Source organism: Marinobacter lacisalsi, assembly GCF_042651045.1.
GTDB classification, from domain to species: domain Bacteria; phylum Pseudomonadota; class Gammaproteobacteria; order Pseudomonadales; family Oleiphilaceae; genus Marinobacter; species Marinobacter lacisalsi.
Map to the genome: position 1 here is coordinate 93,108 of NZ_JBHSDI010000013.1, position 20,745 is coordinate 113,852.

Consider the following 20,745-nt stretch of genomic DNA (forward strand, 5'->3'; position numbering starts at 1 on the left):
GGACCATGCGTGCACTTGCTCAGTATGTAATGCGCGGTCCCCTGCAGGCGGGTGGCGTTGCCGCCCTGGCAACCGTGGTGCCCTATCTGTCATGGATTGGTGCAGCGGTTGTTGGCCTGGTAGTACTCAGGCTGGGTGTCGTTCAGGGGCTGAATATCGGCCTGTGGGCGTTGCTTCCAGCCATTGGCTGGGCCTGGTTTGGCAACGAACCCTCAGTCATGGCCGTGTTGCTGCTGGTATTTTCAATGGCGGTGGTGCTTCGCGGCACCATGTCCTGGGAGCGTAGCCTGCTGGCAGGTTCCGCCCTTGGGCTGGCCATCGGTCTGATACTGCCCACGTTGTTTCCGGGCATGCTGGCCGCAGTGACGGATGCCTTCCTGGAGATCTACCAGTGGGCTTACCCGGGCGTAGCGGAACAGCTTGGTGAAGATTTCAGGCCGATCGTGAGCATACTGGTTCAGGGTCTGATGCCCGGTTCGTATCTGGGTATGGCCGTTGCGGTTACCGTGCTGGCCAGATACTGGCAGGCCTTGCTCTACAACCCGGGCGGATTCGGTCGTGAATTTCACGGTTTCCGCCTGTCCAGGAGAGTATCCGCTCTGTGCGTGCTGCTTCTGGTCGTGGCTCCGATGACCGGGATCAACCCGGTGCTATTGGGCTGGGTTGCGGGGTTGCCGTTGCTGGTGGCTGGTATTGCGCTGGTACATGGAGTGGTTGGCCTGAGGTCGGCCGGTAACCTGTGGCTGGTGGCGTTCTACGCCCTGCTTGTGGTTCTGAGTCTTCAGATCAGTCTGTTGTTGATGCTGTTGGCAATTGTGGATAGCTGGCTGGATTTCCGGCGCCGAATCGGGCCTGCCGGACCGGCTGAATAAAGCACGAAGAGGTTAACGAGATGGAAGTTATTCTGCTCGAAAAAGTAGCAAACCTGGGTTCCCTGGGTGACAAGGTCAAGGTCAAGTCCGGTTACGGTCGTAACTTCCTGCTGCCGTACGGCAAGGCTGTTGCAGCGACCACGGAAAACCTGAAGGCGTTCGAAGAGCGTCGTGCAGAACTGGAAAAGACCGCTGCCGACAAGCTGGCGGCTGCCCAGTCCCGCGCAGAGGCGCTGGAAGGCAAGTCCTTTACCATCAGCTCCAAGGCTGGTGACGAGGGCAAGCTGTTCGGCTCCATTGGTGTTCGCGATATCGCAGACGCCATCACTGCTGGTGGCACTGATGTCGAGAAGAGCGAAGTTCGTCTGCCGGAAGGCCCGCTTCGGGTTACTGGCGAGTACGAGATCGAGCTTCAGCTGCACACTGACGTAACGGTAACCGTTCAGCTGGCGGTTGTTGCCGACTGATACGGCAGTTGCCGTTATGTCTTGAGAGTCAGGCGGAGTTGTCCGCCCGGTTCTCACTTTCACGGGCCCGGGCTGCTTTGGCAGCTTCCGGGCCCGTGTGTTTCTGGTATCCTTGAAGGGCCCGCTGGCGAATCTGGCAAGAGCCAGTTCCTGGTAACGGTCCAGGATGCCGTCAGGGCGCCTTCATACGTATTCTGTATCCGAGAGCTTCCATGGCCACCAGCAGTTTCAAGGCATCCAGCGCCGATCTGGAGACATCCAGAGTCAAGATCCCCCCTCATTCCGTCGAAGCGGAGCAAGCCGTACTTGGCGGCCTGATGCTGGACAACCGGCGTTTCGACGAAGTGGCTGAAGTGATCACCGCATCGGACTTCTACCGCCAGGATCACCGGCTGATTTACGCCGCAGTGGAGCGACTGGCCTCGGAGAGTGAACCGCTGGATGTCGTGACGCTGGCGGAATACCTGGAGCGGGCAGGGGATATAGAGGATGCCGGAGGCCTGTCGTACCTGGCGGAGCTGGCCGAGAAAACGCCGAGCGCAGCCAACATCCGGGCCTATGCCCAGATCGTGGCCGAGCGTTCCATTCTGCGGCAGCTGATCGAAGTCTCCGGAGGTATCGTTGATTCTGCCTTCAACCCCCAGGGGCGCAGTAGCTCGGACCTGCTGGATGAGGCCGAGCGTAATGTTTTCCGCATTGCCGAAGCCCGCACCAAGGAAGGCTCCGGGCCGAAGCCGATTAACCCCATTCTGACCCAGGCGCTGACCCGCATTGAAGAACTGTTCGAATCCGGCGACAAGGTTACCGGCCTGACCACCGGGTTCACCGACCTCGACGAGTGGACCTCGGGCATGCAGCCGTCGGACCTGGTCATCGTTGCCGGTCGACCCTCCATGGGTAAGACCACCTTCGCCATGAACGTGGTGGAGAACGCCCTGCTGTCCACCGGCGCTCCGATCCTGGTGTTCAGCATGGAGATGCCGGCTGATTCCATTGTCATGAGGATGCTGTCGTCCCTGGGGCGCATTGATCAGACCCGTATGCGTAGCGGCAAGCTGGAAGAGGATGACTGGCCCAGGCTGACGTCGGCGGTCAGTCTGCTCAAGGACAAGCCGCTCTATATCGATGACACGCCGGGTCTCAGCCCCACCGAGATGCGTTCCCGGGCCCGCCGTATTGCCCGCGAGAACGACGGTAAGCTAGGCATGATCATGGTGGACTATCTGCAGTTGATGCGGGTGCCTGGTAACACCGAGGGCAGGACCGCTGAAATCTCCGAGATCTCCCGTTCCCTGAAAGGGCTGGCGAAGGAGCTCAGTTGCCCGGTAATGGCACTGTCACAGCTTAACCGAAGCCTGGAACAACGCCCCAACAAGCGGCCGGTGAACTCGGACCTGCGGGAATCCGGCGCCATCGAGCAGGACGCGGACGTCATCATGTTCGTCTACCGGGACGAGGTCTACAACGAGGACACCCAGGACAAGGGCATCGCCGAGATCATTCTCGGTAAGCAGCGTAACGGCCCGATCGGTACCATTCGCCTGGCCTTTATCGGCAAGTACACCAAGTTCGAGGATCTGGCCCACGGCGACTACGGCGGAGAGTACTGATGCCGCGCCAGACCCTTGCCCGTATCCATCTGGACAACCTGAGGCACAATTTCCGACTGGCCCGTGAGCGTGCCGGATCGGCCCGTGCCATGGCGGTGGTCAAGGCTGACGGCTATGGCCATGGCATCGAGCGGGTGGCTCGTGCGCTGGCCAATGACGCGGACCATTATGCCGTTGCCTGCCTGGAAGAGGCCCAGGCCCTCCGGCAGGCAGGGCTGACCCAGCCGGTTCTGCTGATGCAGGGTGTCCATCAGGCCTCGGATCTTCCGCTGTGCGAAGCCAAGGGTTTCACGGTCGTGGTCCACCACGAGCACCAGCTGGCGTGGCTGGAAGCCGGCGACGCCCGCCCTGCGGTGTGGCTCAAGGTCAATTCCGGCATGAATCGTCTGGGGTTTGCGCCGGGTGAGGTGAGGGCCGTGTGTCAGCGGCTGGAGAGCGCCGGCGTCACGGTGACCGGCGCCATGACGCATTTTGCCTGCGCCGACGATGAACTCAGTGAGCGGTCTGCCGAGCAGACCGCGGTGTTTGACCGGGCCACGGCACCACTGGCGCCTATCAATCGTAGCGTGGCCAACTCGGCGGCCCATTTTCGCCCGGGGCAGGCCATGTTCGACTGGACCCGGCCTGGCATCATGCTTTACGGCTCGTCGCCCATGCTGGGGCGTCATGGGCCGGAGCTTGGTCTGAAGGCTGCCATGACCCTGGAGTCCCGACTGATTGCCCTCCGGCAACTGTCCCCCGGCGAAGCGGTTGGGTATGGCGAGACCTGGCGGTCGACCCGGCCCACGGTGATGGGGATGGTCTGTATCGGGTATGGTGATGGTTATCCGCGGCATGCCGTGAATGGCACGCCGGTAGGCATCCGGGGAGTGCGGGCGCCCCTGATCGGCCGTGTTTCCATGGATATGCTGGCCGTGGACCTGACAGACGTTGACGGCGCCTCGGTGGGTGATCCGGTTGAGCTCTGGGGAGAAAATATTTCTGTTGACGAGGTGGCGGCCTGCGCCGGTACGATCAGTTATGAACTGCTCACCAATGTGACACGTCGGGTGCCCCGGGTTGAAGTGCAGGACGGAGATTGGAACGGTTGAATAATGACGGGATCAGATTCGTGAATATTCTGGTGGTGCATGACAATGGTGTGCTGGGCCGGTTGCTTCTGAAACGGCTCGCCAGTACCCACCTTTCGGTGACGCCTTTGCTCATCAGCGACTTGTCGCACCTGGATCTCTCCGGGGTGGAGCAGTGGATCCCGGAAACCACGGATGTGATCGTCAATGCCATGTGGCTTACCGACCCCGAGCCCGCCGAGGCCGATCCCGAGCAGGCCCGCACCAAGGCGTTCTCGTTACCCATGGCGCTGGCGGAACATGCCGCCGCGAATGAGATGATCCTGGTGCAGCTGTCCACGTCCTATGTGTTTGATGGTCGCAAGCAGAGTGCCTACCTGTCATCGAATCCCGGCAAGCCCATTGGCCAGCTCGGCATCTGGCAATGGGAATGCGAGCAGGTGATGCGCACGGTACTGCCACGACATATCCTGCTGCGTACTGGCTGGGGGCTGCAGCGGTTTATCCGCAAGGTTCATGAGTCGGCCGCCCGCGATGAATCCCTGTGCCTGTCCAGCCGGCATCGTGGACAACCGGTAGCAGCCAGCGATCTGGCGCGGGTACTCAGCGCTATTCTCATGCAGCTGGACTGCGGTGCGGAAGTCTGGGGAACCTATCAGTACGCGGGTGCCGAGGAAATCAGTCAGTACGAGCTTGGCCTGGCAATCGTGGATATGCCGGAACTGGATGGGAATGGAAGGGCGGTCCATGTGGTGGATGAGCAGCCTGGCTGGAGTGCTGTTGAGCCAGGCAATGCCATTCTTGACTGTACCAAGATACGCAACACCTTCGGCGTCAAGCAGTTTCCATGGCGCAGCGCCCTCAGCGAGGAGCTGGAGCTGTCAGGCTTGAGGGTTGCCAAGGGCCATGGCCTGAAGGGCCTCAATGTCGACTAGTTCGATGTCCCGGCCACGGGCACGGATCAGGCCCTGATTCTGGAACCGGGTGAATACCCGGCTGACCGTTTCCACGGCCAGGCCCAGGAAGTTGGCAATGTCGTTGCGGGCCATGGGCAGGCTGAAATGGGTCGATGACAGCTTGCGACGGTGAAAGCGGCTCGACAGGGACAACAGCAACGCCGCAATACGTTCTTCCGCGGTATTTTTGCTCAACAGCACCGAAAGCTGGTGACTGTTACGGATTTCCTGGCTCATCAGGTGAAATATGTGGTGCTGCAACCCCGGCATGACGTGGGCCAGATTCTCCAGCTGATCCACCGGTATTTCGCACACACTGGTGCGTTCCAGGGCCTTCGCGGAAGAGGCATGGGTGTCATCGCTCATGCTGTCGAGACCTACCAGGTCGCCGGGCATGAAGAAACCGGTAATCTGCTCCTCCCCGGATTCGGTGATCACCGAGGTCTTGACGGCGCCGCTCTTGACGGCATAGCAGGAGCGGAACGGTGCGTTCTGGGTGAACATCTGTTCGCCGCGGTTGAGGATCCGGTCCCGGTTAACCACCTCGTCCAGCCTGTTCATGTCATCGTTGTCCAGCGCCAGTGGCAGGCACAGATTGCTCAGACTGCAGTACTGGCATGAGGTTTTGGATCCCTGGGACACCTGGCGGACGTTAATGGACTGATTCATGGTGAACTCTGCTGGACAGTTAAGGAATGCTGATCGCCTGCAAATACCGACCCGTTTACCATCGCAGCCTTATCATGCGCCAGGGTTACCGGGTGGAATCTCATTTGACCCATATCAAGCTACACAATAAACCGTACGAACGACTTTGCCAATGGGTTCACGCGCCAGATATGGCCCCGGAGGTCGCCCCCCGGAGCCGGTCAGGTTACTGTACCTTGCTGAATACCAGCGAAGCGTTGGTGCCACCAAAGCCAAAGCTGTTGGACATCACGGTGTTGAGGTTCTGTTCCCGGCCTTCCGGTCCCACCACCGGCATGCTGGCGATTTCCTCGTCCGGGCTCTCCAGGTTGGCGGTGCCGGCGATAAAGCTGTTCTGCAGCATCAGCAGGGAATAGATCGCTTCCTGTGCGCCGGTGGCGCCCAGGGAGTGGCCAGTCAGTGACTTGGTTGACGAAATGGCCGGTATCTTTTCATCGCCAAACACATTACGCACCGCCTTCATCTCGGCCACGTCCCCCACCGGGGTGCTGGTGCCGTGGGCATTGATGTAGTCGATGTCGCCTTCAACGGTGGCCATGGCCTGCTGCATACAGCGGGCGGCGCCTTCACCGGACGGGGCGACCATGTCGTAGCCGTCGGACGTGGCGCCGTAGCCGGTCAGTTCGGCAATGATGTTGGCGCCGCGCTTGCGGGCGTGTTCCAGTTCCTCAAGCACCAGCATGCCGCCGCCACCGGCGATCACGAAGCCGTCACGACCGGTGTCGAAGGGACGGGAGGCCGCTTCCGGCGTGTCGTTGTACTTGAAGGACAGGGCACCCATGGCGTCGAACAGCATGGTCAGGCTCCAGTCTTCCTCTTCGCCGCCGCCGGCAAAGACGATGTCCTGCTTGCCGTTCTGGATCTGCTCCATGGCGTGGCCGATACAATGGGCGCTGGTGGCGCAGGCCGACGACATGGAGTAGTTGACGCCGCGGATCTTGTAGGCCGTGGCCAGGCAGGCGGAGACCGTAGACGTCATGATACGGGGCACCATGAACGCGCCAATACGTTTGACGCCCTTCTCACGCATGATGTCGGTGGCCTCGACCTGGCTGGAGCAGGAGGCGCCACCGGACCCGGCGATCAGGCCGGTGCGATCGTTTGAGACCATCTCGGGCGTCAGACCCGACTGGGCGATAGCCTGCTCCAGGGACAGGTAGGCGTACATCGCCGATTCGCCCATGAAACGGCGCATCTTGCGATCGATGACAGACGTGTCCACATCCACCATGCCGCAGATCCGGCTGCGGAAACCGAGTTCCTTGTAGGTCTCGTTGAACCGGATGCCGGATTTGCCCTGCTTCAGGCTCGCGGTGACCTCATCCGTGGAGTTGCCAAGGCAGGACACAATGCCCATGCCGGTTACCACTACCCGTCTCATACTGTTCTCCTTGGTATGGGGCCGGTCCCGTCATTCCTGACCCGCCCTTGCAAATTTGGTGTGGGGGAGTTTAGGCAATTTACACGCCGATTGATATTTGACCTTTGTCAGATTGGACCGTTCCCGGCATGGCGAGTTGTCACCTGCGTTTTTTACGGGCGGTCTTCTTGTCGCTCTTGCTGGCGGCTTCCTGTTCGGCGCGGAGGGCCTCTCGTTCCTGCTCGGCCTCTACCATCGCCGGGGTCTCCAGGGAGATGGCGCCAAGTGTGCCGGCCCGCAGTTCATTGAGCAGTACTTCCGATACCTTGTGCAGATCGGGGATCCCGCCCCGCGCAAAGAAGCGTCGCCTGATGGCAATGGCGTCCATCAGCGCAAGACCGTCTGCCGGAACCCCGTCGAGGCCATAGCGTCCACAGACGCGATCAGGGTAAGCCTGAAGCAGGTAGTCTGCTGCGAACAGGGCCACATCCTCGTATTCGATAACCGCCGCCCGGATGGCGCCGGTGACCGCCAGCCGGTAACCACATTCTTCCGGCGACAGTTTTGGCCAGAGGAAGCCGGGGGTGTCATACAGCAGGATGTTATCCGGCAGCTTGATGGCCTGCTGTGCCCGGGTCACTGCCGGCTCATTGCCGGTTTTCGCTACCGGTCGTCCGGCGAGGGTGTTAATCAGGGTGGACTTGCCCACGTTGGGAATGCCCAGGATCATGATGCGCAGGGCGCGGGTGTCGCGAATGTTGTCCGGTACCATCTGCTGGGCGAGTTCGAGTATGGCCAGGGCTTCATTGCGCTGGTTATGACTGAGCGTCACCGCGCGGATTCCTTTTTCCTGTTCCAGCCACTGCTGCCACCGGGTGGTAATCTCCGGGTCGGCAAGGTCTCGCTTGTTCAGTACCTTGATCACCGGGGTATCGCCCCGCAGGGCCGGTACCATCGGATTTTCGCTGCTGAAGGGGATGCGCGCGTCCAGGACCTCGATGATCAGGTCCATTTGCGGCATGACCTGTTTGATTTCCTTGCGGGCCTTGTGCATATGGCCGGGAAACCAGTTGATGGCCATGGTGTGAGCTCCTGGAGTGGGTTGGGAGTGTGACAGGGCGCCATTATGGCGGGGAATAAAGAATTTTTCACATTCATCTGAAACGCCGCTGTGGCGGGCCTTCCGGCCAGGGTCCGGGAATACCTGTCGCTGAAGGCGTGGGTCCGGGGGTGAATTTCATGGTTGATTTCTTTAGGGTGAGCGTGTTCCGATGCCTCATCGAATATGACAAAGAACGTTATCACGGAGATATACATGACATTTATTCGCAACTTCGCCGTAGCCCTGATTGCATTGACGTTTGCGGGTTTCGCCGCTGCCCAGCAGCAGGATCAGATATCCCAGCTGGCCCAGATGGTCGGCCTCAGCGATGAACAGCAAGCTGAGATTCGCGGCATTATGGAGGAGACCCAGGCCGAACTGCAGGAACTTCAGGCGGAAGCACGGCAAGTCCAGCAGCGCTTGCAGGATCAGATTGGTCCGGACTACGACGAAGAGACCATTCGTAACGACGCCGAGCGCCTGGGCGACCTGAACGGTGAGATGACGGCCCTGTCCACCCTGATGCAGGCCCGTATCGACAGCGTATTCACGGAAGAACAGCGTAACACCCTGGAAGAGCGCATGAAGCAGATGCAGCAACAGCAGCGCCAGATGCAGCAGCAGATGCAACAGCGTCAGATGCAGCAGCAACAGCAGCAAATGCAGTGATGTCGTAAGGCGGGGCGATGAGCCCGCCTGCCATTACAAAAAAACCGCATTGTCCAGCCCGGGCAATGCGGTTTTTTTGTGCGCGGTAGTGGCTGTCCTGGTCAGGAACCGTCCTGCGGGCCGAAGGGCTTAACCACCAGTATCAGTCGCGGCAGCAGCATCAGCGCCCCCATCAGTGCCATAAACATGGCGAAGCCGGTGAATAGCCCGAAGTAGATGGTGGGCAGGAAGTTCGACAGCACCAGGATCGAGAAGCCGATGATAATGGTCACGGTGGTATAGGACATGGCCCGGCCAATGCTCTGGTGGCAACGGTGCATGGTGGCGACATAGTCCCTGTCCTTGCTGAATTCCTCCCGGAAGCGGTGGATGTAGTGGATGGTGTCATCCACGGCAATACCTACGGTAATAGCCGCTACGGTGATTGTCATCATGTCCAGGGGGATGCCCAGCCAGCCCATCAGTCCGAGTACCGAGCCCGCGGCCAGCAGGTTGGGGGCGAGGCCAATCAGGGCCAGCTTGAGGGAACGGAACAGCACCAGGAACATCAGTGCGATGGCCAGGAAGACGATGCCCAGGGTGCGGATCTGCGAATCAAACAGGCTCTGCAACATGTTGTTGTACATCACCGTCATGCCGGTAAACAGCAACTGTTCCTCCTTGAGCTCCAGTTGGCCGGTGAGGTGGGTGCGGATTTCAGTCAGCAGTTCATCCCGCTTCAGGTCGGGCAGGGAGTCGATCAGGCGAACGCTTATGCGGGCCTGTTCGTGTTCTTCGTTGATATAGGGCGTCAGCAGGATAGGCTTCAGATCATCGGGCAGAAACGCTGGCACAAAGGCCACCTGCATGGCATCCAGTGGTTCACCCCCGTTCACGTCGGCCAGCAGGCGCAGGGTTGTGGTAATGGAGGTAACCTTCCCGGTTTCCGGCAGGCCGTCCAGGTAATCGTGCACCTGTTCAAGGCGTTCCAGCTTTTGCCAGGTAAACCAGGTATCCCTGAGGTCGCCGCCTTCGCAATCGTCCACGAAGGGGTCGCAATCGCTGACAAAAGGATCTGACCGGGAGTCGTCCGGTCGCTGCAGGTCGGTGATCACAATATCCAGTGGTGTGGTTCCGCCGAGCTTGCGGTCTACCACCAGCATGCCCTGGTGGATCTCGGTGTCGGATTTGAAATAGTCGATAAAGCTGTTTTCCACCGACAGGCGGGCCATGCCGGCTATACACAGTGCCGCCAGAATCGCCGAGCCAATCAGAACGGTGCCGCCAAAATGCTCGGTAAAGCGGGCAAAGGCATCCGTGAGGGGAAGGCTGCCGCTCTCGGACCTGCGTGGGGCTGGCTCCGGCAGAAGTGAGACCAGTACCGGAAAAATCAGGAAGCTGATGGCAAAGGCCAGGGCCAGCCCAAGGGTCATCATCCAGCCAAAGTCGATGACCGGGCGGATGCCACTGAAGGTAAGTGAACCGAACGCCACCATGGTGGTCAGGGCCATGTAGAAGCAAGGCTTGATCATTGCTGACAGGGTGTCGCGCAGGTGCTGCTTCTGATCCTGCCCGGGGAAGTCCTGCTGGTATTCCCGATAGCGCACCATCAGGTGGATGGTCAGGGACAGGGTCATGATCAGCAGCAGTGATACGAAGTTGGAGGATATCACCGTAACCGGCCATTGCGTCCAGCCCAGATAGCCGGCCACCAGCCAAACCGTAAAGCCGCAGCACAGGATCGGCACCACCACCCACTGCCAGCGCCGGAAAATGACGACCAGGGTCAGCAACAGGAAGATCAGCACCCCTATGCCAAAGGTGGACAGGTCGTTCTGTATAAAGCGGATCATATCCGAGGCAATCATGGGTACGCCGCCCAGGTGGATTTCCCCCCGGTCGCGATACTGGTCGAGGATGCCGCGGACATCGGCAATGGTGTGTGTGCGTTCGGTTTCCAGTTTTTCCAGCAGGGCAGTGAATTCGGCGGAGACCTGTTCCAGCTCCTCCGCCTGCTGTTCGTTCAGCTCGCCGGCACGTTCCTGCTCCCGCAACTCGTTACGGCGGAACAGCAGGTCAAAGTACTCCTGGGGCGTGGGCAGGTTTACCTGGATGGCGGTGGTGGTGGCATCCTCACTGATCAGCATGTTCGGGTACAGAGGGTTCGACAGTAGCGACTCCCGGGCCTTGTCCAGGGGCACATCATCCTCATCCAGAGTGAGGATTTCCGACTCTACCGTGTCCAGGGTCAGGTCGGGACTGTGCAGCAGGGGAACGTTAAGGATGCTGTTGGTGGAGCCCACGGGTTCCAGTTCAGCCAGCTCATTCCGCAGGTTGCGGAGGGTATCAATGGCCTCCCGGGTAAACAGGTCTTCATGAGGTGTATAGGTCACCACCAGGAAGTCATCGGAGGCCCCGAAACGCTGGTTAACGGTACGGTAGTCTTCCAGGGCACTGTCGTTTTCCAACACCAGGGATTCGGCGGAGGCGTCCAGACGGAACTGGTGCAGTTTCAGGCTGGCGATAACCAGAACGATGGCAAACAGTGCCAGCGTGAGCCACGGGCGGGTCAGGACGAGCTGGTGATGCAGCCGATACAGGGAACGCATGGAAAGGGCAGACTCCGTTGCAATGAGGACACGCGAAGTCTGCCACAATGGCGGGAAATTTGTGAAAAATAGCGTTAAATTCGCGCGCCGCCGGGGCTGCCCGTCCTAATGGCCGGAGGTGAGCCGTTCAGCGCACACTCACCTGGCGGGATGCCTGTTCCAGGGAATCAATCAGCTGCTTCAGGCGCCTGCTCATCTCTGCGCTGGCGGCCAGTTCCCGGACCATGTTCTCGGTGGTTTCGCGAATGCCCTGGACATCAGCCAGTACCGCATCGGTGCCGGCAGTCTGCTCGGCTGACACGCTGGCGATTTCGGCGTTGGTATGGTCGATGCGGCTGACCATATCGTTGATGTCTTCCAGGGCCTGACGGCCTTCCATGGCTTCGCTGACACACCGGGCGGCGTCTTCGGAGCTCGTCGTCATCTGCTCCACCGCAGCCGCCATGGCTTTCAGCAGCCGGTCGAGGGTGCCCTGGATCTGGTCGGTGGAGTCCTGCACCCGCTGGGCCAGTTTTCGTACCTCATCAGCGACCACCGCAAAGCCCCGCCCCTGTTCGCCGGCGCGGGCAGCCTCGATAGCCGCGTTCAGGGCCAGCAGGTTGGTCTGCTCGGCAATGCCCTTGATTTCAGTGACCGAATGCCGGATTTCCTCGCTGTTGTCAGCCAGTGCCTGAACCGAGTTTGCGGAGGTTTCGATGGCGCCGGAGAGGGTCTTGATGGATTCCGCGCTGCGCGCCACCCTGGCGCTGCCGTCGACGGCGGCGCGGTTCGCCTCGTGGGAGAGAGTATTGGCGATGCCTGCCTGCTCGGCAATACCGGAAAAGCTCTGTAGCATGGCTTCCACCACCTGGGCTGAACGCTCCGCTCCCTGCTGCTGGCGGCTGAGCTCGTCGCGACGACGTTCCGCCGCCGTGGTCAGCTCCTGTACCTCGACATGCAGCCGGCTGATGGCCTCCAGCATGCCGCTGACCACATCGCCGGTGCGTTGTTGCATGGCGTTGAAGGCCTCCGCCATTTCGCCTATCTCGTCGGTGGAGTCCACCAGCGCCCGTTCACTGAGGTTGCCGGACACCTGAACCGACACCATGGTCTTTTTCAAGCGGTTGATATGCCGCTCGATAAAGGAAATCAGCAACTGTGACCCCGCCATTTCCAGCACCATCAGCAGTGCCACGATGCCGGCATAACCGGGCGCGGTCTCTGCGAAAACGTCCGTGAAGGACCGTCCTGTCACAGTCGCGGTGTTGTGCATGGCGTAGAACACCAACAGGCACATGACCACGAAGACCACAATGTTCAGTAACCAGAATTTGTACTTGAGACGGGCGTTTTTCAGCAGATTCAGCATGTGTGACCTGTTGTTGATTGTTATCCCCTGCCGGGTGGGGAGCATTTGCAGTGAGCTGCGGGGCCAGCCGTTAACTTAGCACCTGTCGGCAACGCGTTGTTTGCCCGGGGCCTGCCTGAAGGCGAGGTTTCACAATGTCTTGCATTGAAGGTATCGGCTGCGGGCGGAATAATTTGAGGGCAAACGGGATAATTTCCGGAAACCAGGGCAGCGGGCGGGCGCCCGCTGCCGGGGCGATGATCAGTCTACCTGGCGAACCGGGATGGTGCTGGTGTCCCGGGGGACGGCGGGTACCGCAAGCCCCAGGTTGTTTTTTTCGAACACCCGGTCGGCTCGATAGCTGGAACGCACCATGGGGCCGGAGGGCACTTCCATGAAGCCCTTTTCCAGCCCGATGTCACGGTAGCGATTGAACTCCTGCGGGGTGACGTAGCGCTCCACTGGCAGGTGGTTCGGGGTGGGGCGCAGGTATTGGCCCAGGGTCAGGATATCCACGCCAACGGCCAGCAGATCGTCCATGGTCTGCAGGACTTCATCCTCGGTTTCGCCCAGCCCCAGCATCAGGCTGGTTTTGGTGAGTACGTCCGGGCGGTGCTGCTTGGCATGGGCCAGTACACTCAGGGTCTTGTCATAGCCAGCGCGGGGGTCGCGCACCCTGTGTGTCAGGCGTCGTACGGTTTCCACGTTCTGGGCGAACACATCAAGACCGGAATCCACCACTTTCTCTACATGGGGCATGACGGCGTCGAAGTCCGGGGTCAGGGCCTCAACCGCCACCTCCGGAGTGCGCTGTTTGATGGCCGCCACGCAGGCGGCGTAATGGGCGGCACCGCCGTCCTCAAGATCATCCCGGTCAACCGATGTCAGTACGATGTAACGCAGGCCCATAAGCTCCACCGACCTGGCGGTGTTCTCCGGCTCATCGTGGTCGAGCCAGCCTTTCGGGTTGCCGGTGTCCACCGCACAGAACTTGCATGCCCGGGTGCACACGGAGCCCATCACCATGATGGTGGCAGTGCCATTGTTCCAGCATTCACCGATATTGGGGCAGTGGGATTCCTGGCATACGGTGCTCAGGCGATGCTCGCTGACGTTGCGCTTCACTGCCTCGAAGCGTTCTCCCCCGGGCATGCGGGCCCGCAGCCAGCTGGGTTTGCGCTGCACGGGTGTATCCGCACTGGCGGACTTCTTGACGCCGTCCTTGATGGCTGAGAATCCATGTTCATTGCGGAACTTTGACCCGCTGACTACGCGGGGTTTGGCGCTGTCGCTCATGGCAAGCGGAGTCTCTTTGAGGTAGGTGTATGCAGCCGGTACCCCGTCTGGTTAATTCGCGAATCAATCAAACGAGACACGCCTAAAGGTTAAGGCCATGGACCTGAGGATACAAGCGCTGTAGGGGAAATCCCGGTACCACCAAGGTCGTACCCGGTCACCCTGCGGTGCAGTGACGCGGCCCTGCCAGTTTCTCCCGGTTTTCCAGCCAGTGATCCAGCTTGTCGACTTCCCGTTGGGAGGCGTAGAGCCCCTGTTTGGTGCGTCGCCAGAGGATGTCCTCGGCGGTTATCGCCCACTCGTGGCGCACCAGGTACTGCACTTCACGCTCGTACAGCGTGCCGAGGAAGTGCTGGCCCAGGTCGTTCAGGCTTTCACTGGCCCCCAACAGGCGGTAGCTGTCGGTACCGTAGCAGCGTACCAGTCGTGATGCGAGAAGCTCCGGCAGCCAGGGGTAACGTTCCTGCAGCGTTTCCTGCAACTGTGGCTGACTTTCGAAGTCACCCCCGGGCAGTACAGCTGTTCTAGTCCACCGTCCCCCGGCCTCGGGAAAGTACTGGCATAGCTTGTCAGTAGCGGCCTCGCTCAGCTTGCGGAAGGTGGTGAGCTTGCCGCCGAATACGGACAGCAGCGGTGTCTTTCCGGCCGGGGCGTCCACTTCAAAGGAATAGTCCCGGGAGGCCTTCTGGGCGCTGTCTTCCTCATCATCCATCAACGGCCGCACACCGGAATAGGACCAGACCACATCCTTCGGGGTGAGCTGGTGCCGGAAATAGTGGTTGACGATATCGAGCAGGTAGCGGGTTTCCTCGTCGGAGATGGTTGCCTCGGCAGGGTTGCCGTCATAGTCCACATCCGTCGTGCCCACCAGGGAGAAGTGGTCTTCATAGGGGATCACAAAGACGATGCGCTCGTCCTCGTTCTGCAGTATGTATGCCTCACTGTCCCGGTTCAGTCGCGGCACCACGATATGGCTGCCCTTGACCATGCGGATCATTCGGGGTGCCTGCTGACCCATGGTGGTATCAAACAGGCTGCTGACCCAGGGGCCCGCTGCATTGACCAGGGCCCTGGCATTGACCACACGGGAGTCGCCGGTAAAGGTATCCAGCAGGGTCACCTGCCAGGTGTCCTCGCCCCGTTCGGCACGCACACAGCGGGTGCGGGTAAGCACCTCAGCGCCCATTTCCTCTGCCTTGCGGGCCGTCAGCACCACCAGCCGGGCATCGTCCGCCCAGCCATCGGAATATTCGAAACCGCGGGTGATTTCGGGTTTCAGGGGATCATCAGGGGTGAAGGTCACCGAGCGGGAAGCCGGCAGGCGCTCCCGTTTGGCCAGATGGTCGTAAAGGAACAGACCTGCGCGAATCATCCATGCCGGGCGAAGGTGCGGTTGGTGGGGCAGCCGGAAGCGCAGCGGCCACATGATATGGGGCGCGTTCGCAAGCAGTGATTCCCGTTCTGCCAGCGCCTGGCGAACCAGGCGGAATTCGTAGTGCTCCAGGTATCGGAGCCCGCCATGGATCAGCTTACTGCTGCGACTGGACGTGGCCGACGCCAGGTCGTTCATTTCGCAAAGCAGTACTTTCAGGCCACGACCGGCAGCGTCCATGGCAATGCCTGTGCCGTTGACGCCACCACCGATCACGATAACGTCGTAATCCCCCGCTTTGCCGGTCATCTGTTCAAACTCCCACTGGCTGATCCCTGTTATCGGGATACCAGTATGGGAAAGGCTGGCGTATTCGTAAAGGAAAACCGGGAAAACAAACGAAAATTACTCTGTGTCGCGCACGACGTGCAGCGCAACCTGATGTTCTGCCAGCAAATGGCAGATTTCCTCCGGTGGGGTCTGATCGGTGAAGACATGATCGGCCTGGCTGATATTGCCCAGCCGGACCATGGCGTTGCGGCCGAATTTGGTATGGTCGGCCGCCAGCAGCACCTGGCTCGAGTTGCCAATAATGGCCTGGGCCACGCGCACTTCACGGTAGTCAAAATCCAGCAGTGAGCCGTCGCCGTGGATTCCGCTGATACCGATGATGCCGAAATCCATGCGGAACTGATTGATGAAATCCCGCGTGGCCTCGCCCACGATGCCACCGTCCCGGTTTCGTACCTCACCACCGGCAATGATGATGGTGAAATCCTCCCGCGCCGAAAGGATTGATGCCACATGCAGGTTGTTGGTGACCACCTTGAGGTTGTTCCTGACCAGCAGCGCCCGGGCAATGGTCTCGGTGGTGGTGCCGATGTTGATGAACAGTGAGGCGTTATCCGGAATCATTTCTACCAGCTCAGCGGCAATGCGCTCCTTGGCCTCCAGCTCCATGATCTTGCGGGCCTGGTAGGCCGTGTTCACGGTGCTGGAGTCAATACCTGCGCCACCGTGGTGGCGGCGAACCCGGTTCTGGCTGGCCAGCTCGTTGAGATCGCGGCGGATAGTCTGGGGGGTCACCTGGAAGTGATCCACCAATTGCTCCGTGGTCGCGAACCCCTGTTGGCGTATCAGCTCGAGAATCTGGTCCTGCCGGTGGTGCTGAGGCATGTGGGCTCCCAAAGTTCGTCAGCGAAAGTTCATTAAAGCGTCCGGATTATAGCGCAATGGCGGATGGACGTCGGGAATTCAGCGTGTTAATCGGCGAAATGGTGTCTGAACTGTTTATTTGTTAACAAACCGCCAAAGTCGCTCTGATTGTTTGCGAACATCCGAACACTGTACTAGAACCTTTTAGGTCGTCATTGAAATAACCAGTGTTGTGTCATTTTACTGGTCATGATGACAGGCAGAAACAAGGGACAACGGGTGGTGGCGTGCCGCCCTGTATAAGAACAACAAGGAAACCAGATGTCGCTACAACTGGAGAACATCTCCCGTGCCGTAGATGGCGTGGACTATATACATAATGCGAACCTGACGTTTGAGGCCGGTTCGTTCAACGTCCTGCTGGGGCGGACCCTGGCCGGCAAGACCTCCCTCATGCGCCTGATGGCCGGGCTCGACCGGCCCGACACAGGTCGCATTCTCTATAATGGAAACGACGTCACGGGGCAGAGCGTACAGAAGCGCAATGTCTCGATGATCTACCAGCAGTTCATTAACTACCCCAATCTGTCGGTGTACGAGAACATCGCCTCCCCCCTGCGTCTGGCCCGCATGAACAAGGGCGAGATTGACCGGCGGGTGCGGGAAACCGCCGCCATGCTGCGCATCGACAACCTGCTGGCCCGTTATCCCCTGGAGCTTTCCGGTGGCCAGCAGCAACGCACCGCCATGGCCCGCGCCCTGGTCAAGGACGCCACCCTGATCCTGTTCGATGAACCCCTGGTGAACCTGGATTACAAGTTGCGGGAGGAACTGCGCTCGGAACTGCGGCAGCTGTTCCGGGAGCGTCAGTGCATTGCGGTGTATGCCACCACAGAAGCCAATGAGGCCCTGGCGCTCGGCGGCACCACCACGCTGCTTCATGAGGGGCAGGTGATCCAGAGCGGGCCGGTAGCGGAGGTCTATCGGCGACCGGTCAGCACCCTGGCGGCGGAACTGTTCAGTGAGCCGCCCATGAACCTGATGCCGGGCCGGGTCAGTAACCGGCGCGTCACGTTCAATGAGGGCCCCGACCATAGCCTGACCCGGGAACTGGAAAGCCTGCCCGAAGGCGATTACCTGTTTGGCGTCCGTCCCAGCCATGTGGGGCTGGCGCCGGCCAGCAACGATGACCTGGTCATGGACATGAAGGTCGAGCTGGGAGAGATCAGCGGCTCGGAAACCTTCCTGCATGTTCGTAACCGCTCCCTGGAGATGGTGTTACAGGAGCTAGGTGTTCATTCCCACCACCCGGGTGACAGCGTGCGGGTCTACCTGCCCATGAACCGGCTGTTCGTGTTCGACCAGCAGCGTGCCCTGGTCCATACCCCGGTGGATACGGGAGGTGCGCATGGCTGAGATATCCCTGACCGCCATGGCCCACAGTTACGAGCGGAACCCCGCCGGGCCGGAGGACTACGCCATTCGGCAGTTGGACCATGTCTGGCAGAAGGGCGGGGCCTATGCGCTGCTGGGGCCTTCGGGCTGCGGCAAGAGCACCATGCTCAATATTATTTCCGGCCTTCTGGAGCCTTCCGAGGGTGAGGTGCTGTTCGATGGCAAGCGTGTTAACGAACTATCGCCCCGGGAGCGCAACATCGCCCAGGTTTTCCAGTTTCCGGTGGTGTATGACTCGATGACGGTGTTCGACAATCTTGCGTTTCCGCTACGCAACAGCAAGGTACCGAAGAACCGGATCCGGGAGCGGGTCGAGGAAATTGCCGGCGTTCTGGAGCTGGAGGATCTGCTCAAACGCAAGGCCCGCAACCTGACCGCCGACGAGAAACAGAAAGTCTCCATGGGTCGTGGCCTGGTGCGGGAGGACGTTTCCGCCATCCTGTTCGATGAGCCGCTGACGGTCATCGACCCGCAACTGAAGTGGAAGCTGCGCCGCAAACTCAAGCAGATCCACGAACAGTTCGATATCACCATGATCTATGTGACTCACGACCAGCTTGAGGCCTCGACCTTCGCCGACAAGATCGCGGTGATGTACGAAGGACGTATTGTTCAGTTCGGAACACCGACGGAGCTGTTCGAAAACCCGAACCACACTTTTGTGGGCTTCTTCATCGGGAGCCCTGGCATGAACCTGATGCCGGTGAGTCGTTCCGGCGATGGCGTACGTTTCGGCGATACCGACATCCCGCTGTCTGATGATCTCCGGCAACGGCTTGCGGGCCTGGAGACCGACAATCTCAAGCTGGGCATCCGCCCCGAATTCGTGGAGCCGGCAAAGCCGGGGGAGGGCGCCCACCCAGCTGTGGTGGAGGACGTGGAAGATCTGGGCACCTACCAGATCGTGACCGCCCGCCTGGAAGACCAGCTGCTGAAAGTCCGCCTGTCGGAGGACACCCGGGTGGAGCGGGGCCAGACCATACATCTGCATTTCCCGCCCCGGTGGCTGAAGCTCTACGCCGATGAGTACCTGGTGGAGGCGACATCATGAACAAGATCCCGGACAACCGCGCCTGGTGGCTGGTACTGCCAGTATTGCTGCTGGTGGCTTTCTCGGCGCTGGTGCCGCTGATGACGGTGGTGAACTATTCGGTACAGGACATTTTCGGGCCAGGCAATGCCTACTACGTGGGCACCGAATGGTTCCGCGATGTGCTGCGGGATCAACGGCTGCAGGAGTCTCTGCTGCGGCAGTTCGGCTTTTCCGCTGCAGTGCTCGCCATCGAGATACCCCTGGGTATCGGTGTCGCGCTGCTGATGCCCAGAGGCGGTATTCGCGCCTCACTATGCCTGATTCTGCTGGCCATTCCGTTGCTGATTCCCTGGAACGTGGTGGGCACCATATGGCAGATCTTCGCCCGTGGCGACATCGGTCTGTTTGGCTGGGGGCTCAACGAACTGGGGTTCAGCTACAACTACACCGGTGATCCCGTGGCCGCCTGGTTTACCGTGCTGCTGATGGATGTGTGGCATTGGACACCCCTGGTGGCGCTGCTGTGCTATTCCGGCCTGCGAGCCATCCCGGAGGCCTTCTATCAGGCGGCAGAGATCGACCGCGCGTCTCGCTGGGCAGTATTCCGCTACATCCAGCTGCCGCGACTGCGCAATGTGTTGGTGATCGCGGTGCTACTGCGTTTCATGGACAGCTTCATGATCTACACCGAGCCCTTCGTGCTCACCGGCGGCGGCCCAGGCAGTTCCACCACCTTCCTGAGCCAGACACTGACCACGATGGCGGTGGGGCAGTTCGACCTGGGCCGGGCCGCGGCCTTCTCACTGGTGTACTTCCTGATCGTGCTGCTGGTGTCCTGGCTGTTCTTTACCGCCATTACACACATGGATAAGGAGCGCTAGGCCATGGCGATGCAGAAAACCTCCGGCGCCCGGGGCCTGGGCATGACGGTGTTCATCATCCTGCTGCTGACGCCCATCTACTGGCTGGTGAACATGTCGTTCAAGACCAACCGGGAGATCCTCAGCGGCCTGACCCTGTGGCCACAGAACTTCACCTTCGACAACTATGTGGTGATCTTTACCGACCCCAGTTGGTACTCCGGCTACATCAACTCCATGATCTACGTGGTGATGAACATGGCCATCACCCTGGTGGTGGCCCTGCCGGCCGCCTATGCCTTCAGTCGCTATCGGTTCATAGGGGACAAGCATCTGTTCTTCTGGCTGCTGAGCAATCGCATGGCGCCGCCAGCGGTGTTCCTGTTGCCGTTCTTCCAGCTGTATTCCTCCATCGGCCTGTTTGACACCCATGTTGCCGTGGCCCTGGCCCACTGCCTGTTCAACGTGCCCCTGGCGGTTTGGATCCTTGAAGGTTTCATGTCCGGGGTGCCCCGGGAATACGATGAGATGGCCTATATCGACGGCTACTCCTTTCCCCGTTTCTTCGTGAAGGTCTTCATGCCCATGATCAGCTCAGGCATCGGTGTGACGGCCTTCTTTATCTTCATGTTCTCATGGGTCGAGCTGCTGCTGGCGAGAACGCTGACGTCCGTGGACGCCCAGCCCATAGCGGCCATCATGACCCGGACCATGGGCGCCAGTGGTATTGACTGGGGGGTGCTGGCGGCCGCCGGGGTGCTGACCATCCTGCCCGGGGTTCTGGTGGTCTGGTTCGTGCGCAACCACGTGGCCCGGGGCTTCGCCCTGGGGCGGGTATAGGAGGT

Annotated in this window: 18 protein-coding genes; 10 read left to right on the forward strand and 8 right to left on the reverse strand. The window is 60.3% G+C overall.

Features of this window, described 5'->3' with window-relative positions; genetic code table 11:
* Positions 1 to 5: 5 nt before the first annotated feature.
* From ACFOZ5_RS10370 to ACFOZ5_RS10390, 5 genes are all read left to right on the forward strand, one after another.
* Positions 6 to 872: a hypothetical protein gene (locus ACFOZ5_RS10370; RefSeq protein WP_379886975.1), complete on the forward strand. Its 867-nt coding sequence runs from the start codon at positions 6 to 8 to the stop codon at positions 870 to 872.
* A 20-nt stretch (positions 873 to 892) separates the two neighbouring features.
* The gene (gene rplI, locus ACFOZ5_RS10375; RefSeq protein WP_379886977.1) at positions 893 to 1,339 is read left to right on the forward strand and encodes a 50S ribosomal protein L9; all 447 of its coding nucleotides are present in this window, start codon (positions 893 to 895) and stop codon (positions 1,337 to 1,339) included.
* Between the two features lie 212 nt (positions 1,340 to 1,551).
* On the forward strand, positions 1,552 to 2,949 hold the full coding sequence (dnaB, locus tag ACFOZ5_RS10380; RefSeq protein WP_379886979.1) for a replicative DNA helicase: 1,398 nt from the start codon (positions 1,552 to 1,554) through the stop codon (positions 2,947 to 2,949).
* Positions 2,949 to 4,040 carry an alanine racemase gene (gene alr, locus ACFOZ5_RS10385; RefSeq protein ID WP_379886981.1) on the forward strand — a complete coding sequence of 364 codons (1,092 nt, stop codon included), beginning with the start codon at positions 2,949 to 2,951 and terminating at the stop codon, positions 4,038 to 4,040. Before dnaB ends, alr begins: the two co-directional genes overlap by 1 nt.
* A 20-nt stretch (positions 4,041 to 4,060) precedes the next feature.
* Positions 4,061 to 4,954, forward strand: coding sequence for a sugar nucleotide-binding protein (locus tag ACFOZ5_RS10390; protein WP_379886983.1), 894 nt, complete (start codon positions 4,061 to 4,063; stop codon positions 4,952 to 4,954).
* Here ACFOZ5_RS10390 and fnr read toward each other — a convergent pair.
* The 3 genes from fnr to ylqF all read right to left on the reverse strand — a co-directional run bounded on the left by fnr (position 4,901) and on the right by ylqF (position 8,124).
* Positions 4,901 to 5,644: a fumarate/nitrate reduction transcriptional regulator Fnr gene (fnr, locus tag ACFOZ5_RS10395; RefSeq protein WP_379886985.1), complete on the reverse strand. Its 744-nt coding sequence runs from the start codon at positions 5,642 to 5,644 to the stop codon at positions 4,901 to 4,903. The genes ACFOZ5_RS10390 and fnr overlap by 54 nt on opposite strands.
* Positions 5,645 to 5,849: 205 nt before the next feature.
* Positions 5,850 to 7,064, reverse strand: coding sequence for a beta-ketoacyl-ACP synthase I (gene fabB / locus ACFOZ5_RS10400; protein WP_379886987.1), 1,215 nt, complete (start codon positions 7,062 to 7,064; stop codon positions 5,850 to 5,852).
* Between the two features lie 139 nt (positions 7,065 to 7,203).
* Positions 7,204 to 8,124, reverse strand: a complete 921-nt coding sequence (gene ylqF, locus ACFOZ5_RS10405) for a ribosome biogenesis GTPase YlqF (protein ID WP_379886989.1) — start codon at positions 8,122 to 8,124, stop codon at positions 7,204 to 7,206.
* Between the two features lie 234 nt (positions 8,125 to 8,358).
* Here ylqF and ACFOZ5_RS10410 point away from each other — a divergent pair, with 234 nt between their 5' ends.
* Positions 8,359 to 8,814 carry a Spy/CpxP family protein refolding chaperone gene (locus ACFOZ5_RS10410; protein ID WP_379886991.1) on the forward strand — a complete coding sequence of 152 codons (456 nt, stop codon included), beginning with the start codon at positions 8,359 to 8,361 and terminating at the stop codon, positions 8,812 to 8,814.
* A 101-nt stretch (positions 8,815 to 8,915) separates the two neighbouring features.
* Here ACFOZ5_RS10410 and ACFOZ5_RS10415 read toward each other — a convergent pair whose 3' ends face one another.
* From ACFOZ5_RS10415 to ACFOZ5_RS10435, 5 genes are all read right to left on the reverse strand, one after another.
* Complete coding sequence (locus tag ACFOZ5_RS10415; RefSeq protein WP_379886993.1) at positions 8,916 to 11,402, reverse strand: efflux RND transporter permease subunit; 2,487 nt, start codon at positions 11,400 to 11,402, stop codon at positions 8,916 to 8,918.
* 127 nt (positions 11,403 to 11,529) lie between these two features.
* A complete protein-coding gene (locus ACFOZ5_RS10420; RefSeq protein ID WP_379886995.1) occupies positions 11,530 to 12,750 on the reverse strand; it encodes a methyl-accepting chemotaxis protein in 1,221 nt (406 codons plus the stop codon).
* A gap of 240 nt (positions 12,751 to 12,990) precedes the next feature.
* Complete coding sequence (lipA, locus tag ACFOZ5_RS10425; RefSeq protein WP_379886997.1) at positions 12,991 to 14,025, reverse strand: lipoyl synthase; 1,035 nt, start codon at positions 14,023 to 14,025, stop codon at positions 12,991 to 12,993.
* 157 nt (positions 14,026 to 14,182) lie between these two features.
* Positions 14,183 to 15,706: a glycerol-3-phosphate dehydrogenase gene (gene glpD, locus ACFOZ5_RS10430; RefSeq protein ID WP_379886999.1), complete on the reverse strand. Its 1,524-nt coding sequence runs from the start codon at positions 15,704 to 15,706 to the stop codon at positions 14,183 to 14,185.
* Positions 15,707 to 15,802: 96 nt separating this feature from the next.
* Positions 15,803 to 16,573 (reverse strand): DeoR/GlpR family transcriptional regulator, encoded by a 771-nt coding sequence (locus ACFOZ5_RS10435; protein WP_379887001.1) that lies wholly within the window; start codon positions 16,571 to 16,573, stop codon positions 15,803 to 15,805.
* A 300-nt stretch (positions 16,574 to 16,873) separates the two neighbouring features.
* Between ACFOZ5_RS10435 and ACFOZ5_RS10440 the strand changes: the two genes are divergently transcribed.
* From ACFOZ5_RS10440 to ACFOZ5_RS10455, 4 genes are read left to right on the forward strand one after another with little or no spacing between them, the layout of a single operon-like run.
* A complete protein-coding gene (locus tag ACFOZ5_RS10440; protein WP_379887003.1) occupies positions 16,874 to 17,968 on the forward strand; it encodes an ABC transporter ATP-binding protein in 1,095 nt (364 codons plus the stop codon).
* Complete coding sequence (locus ACFOZ5_RS10445) at positions 17,961 to 19,058, forward strand: ABC transporter ATP-binding protein (protein ID WP_379887005.1); 1,098 nt, start codon at positions 17,961 to 17,963, stop codon at positions 19,056 to 19,058. Before ACFOZ5_RS10440 ends, ACFOZ5_RS10445 begins: the two co-directional genes overlap by 8 nt.
* On the forward strand, positions 19,055 to 19,921 hold the full coding sequence (locus ACFOZ5_RS10450) for a carbohydrate ABC transporter permease (RefSeq protein WP_379887007.1): 867 nt from the start codon (positions 19,055 to 19,057) through the stop codon (positions 19,919 to 19,921). Before ACFOZ5_RS10445 ends, ACFOZ5_RS10450 begins: the two co-directional genes overlap by 4 nt.
* A 42-nt stretch (positions 19,922 to 19,963) precedes the next feature.
* On the forward strand, positions 19,964 to 20,740 hold the full coding sequence (locus ACFOZ5_RS10455) for a carbohydrate ABC transporter permease (RefSeq protein WP_379887308.1): 777 nt from the start codon (positions 19,964 to 19,966) through the stop codon (positions 20,738 to 20,740).
* The last annotated feature ends 5 nt before the right edge of the window (positions 20,741 to 20,745 follow it).

Coding starts and splice junctions, on each gene's coding strand:
- ACFOZ5_RS10445 (WP_379887005.1), top strand. CDS start 17,961: ATGGCTGAGATATCCCTGACCGCCATGGCCCACAGTTACGAGCGGAAC.
- ACFOZ5_RS10435 (WP_379887001.1), bottom strand. CDS start 16,573: ATGCCTCAGCACCACCGGCAGGACCAGATTCTCGAGCTGATACGCCAA.
- lipA (WP_379886997.1), bottom strand. CDS start 14,025: ATGAGCGACAGCGCCAAACCCCGCGTAGTCAGCGGGTCAAAGTTCCGC.
- ACFOZ5_RS10450 (WP_379887007.1), top strand. CDS start 19,055: ATGAACAAGATCCCGGACAACCGCGCCTGGTGGCTGGTACTGCCAGTA.
- ylqF (WP_379886989.1), bottom strand. CDS start 8,124: ATGGCCATCAACTGGTTTCCCGGCCATATGCACAAGGCCCGCAAGGAA.
- fnr (WP_379886985.1), bottom strand. CDS start 5,644: ATGAATCAGTCCATTAACGTCCGCCAGGTGTCCCAGGGATCCAAAACC.
- rplI (WP_379886977.1), top strand. CDS start 893: ATGGAAGTTATTCTGCTCGAAAAAGTAGCAAACCTGGGTTCCCTGGGT.
- ACFOZ5_RS10415 (WP_379886993.1), bottom strand. CDS start 11,402: ATGCGTTCCCTGTATCGGCTGCATCACCAGCTCGTCCTGACCCGCCCG.
- ACFOZ5_RS10455 (WP_379887308.1), top strand. CDS start 19,964: ATGACGGTGTTCATCATCCTGCTGCTGACGCCCATCTACTGGCTGGTG.
- ACFOZ5_RS10410 (WP_379886991.1), top strand. CDS start 8,359: ATGACATTTATTCGCAACTTCGCCGTAGCCCTGATTGCATTGACGTTT.
- ACFOZ5_RS10370 (WP_379886975.1), top strand. CDS start 6: ATGCGTGCACTTGCTCAGTATGTAATGCGCGGTCCCCTGCAGGCGGGT.
- ACFOZ5_RS10420 (WP_379886995.1), bottom strand. CDS start 12,750: ATGCTGAATCTGCTGAAAAACGCCCGTCTCAAGTACAAATTCTGGTTA.
- dnaB (WP_379886979.1), top strand. CDS start 1,552: ATGGCCACCAGCAGTTTCAAGGCATCCAGCGCCGATCTGGAGACATCC.
- alr (WP_379886981.1), top strand. CDS start 2,949: ATGCCGCGCCAGACCCTTGCCCGTATCCATCTGGACAACCTGAGGCAC.
- fabB (WP_379886987.1), bottom strand. CDS start 7,064: ATGAGACGGGTAGTGGTAACCGGCATGGGCATTGTGTCCTGCCTTGGC.
- glpD (WP_379886999.1), bottom strand. CDS start 15,706: ATGACCGGCAAAGCGGGGGATTACGACGTTATCGTGATCGGTGGTGGC.
- ACFOZ5_RS10440 (WP_379887003.1), top strand. CDS start 16,874: ATGTCGCTACAACTGGAGAACATCTCCCGTGCCGTAGATGGCGTGGAC.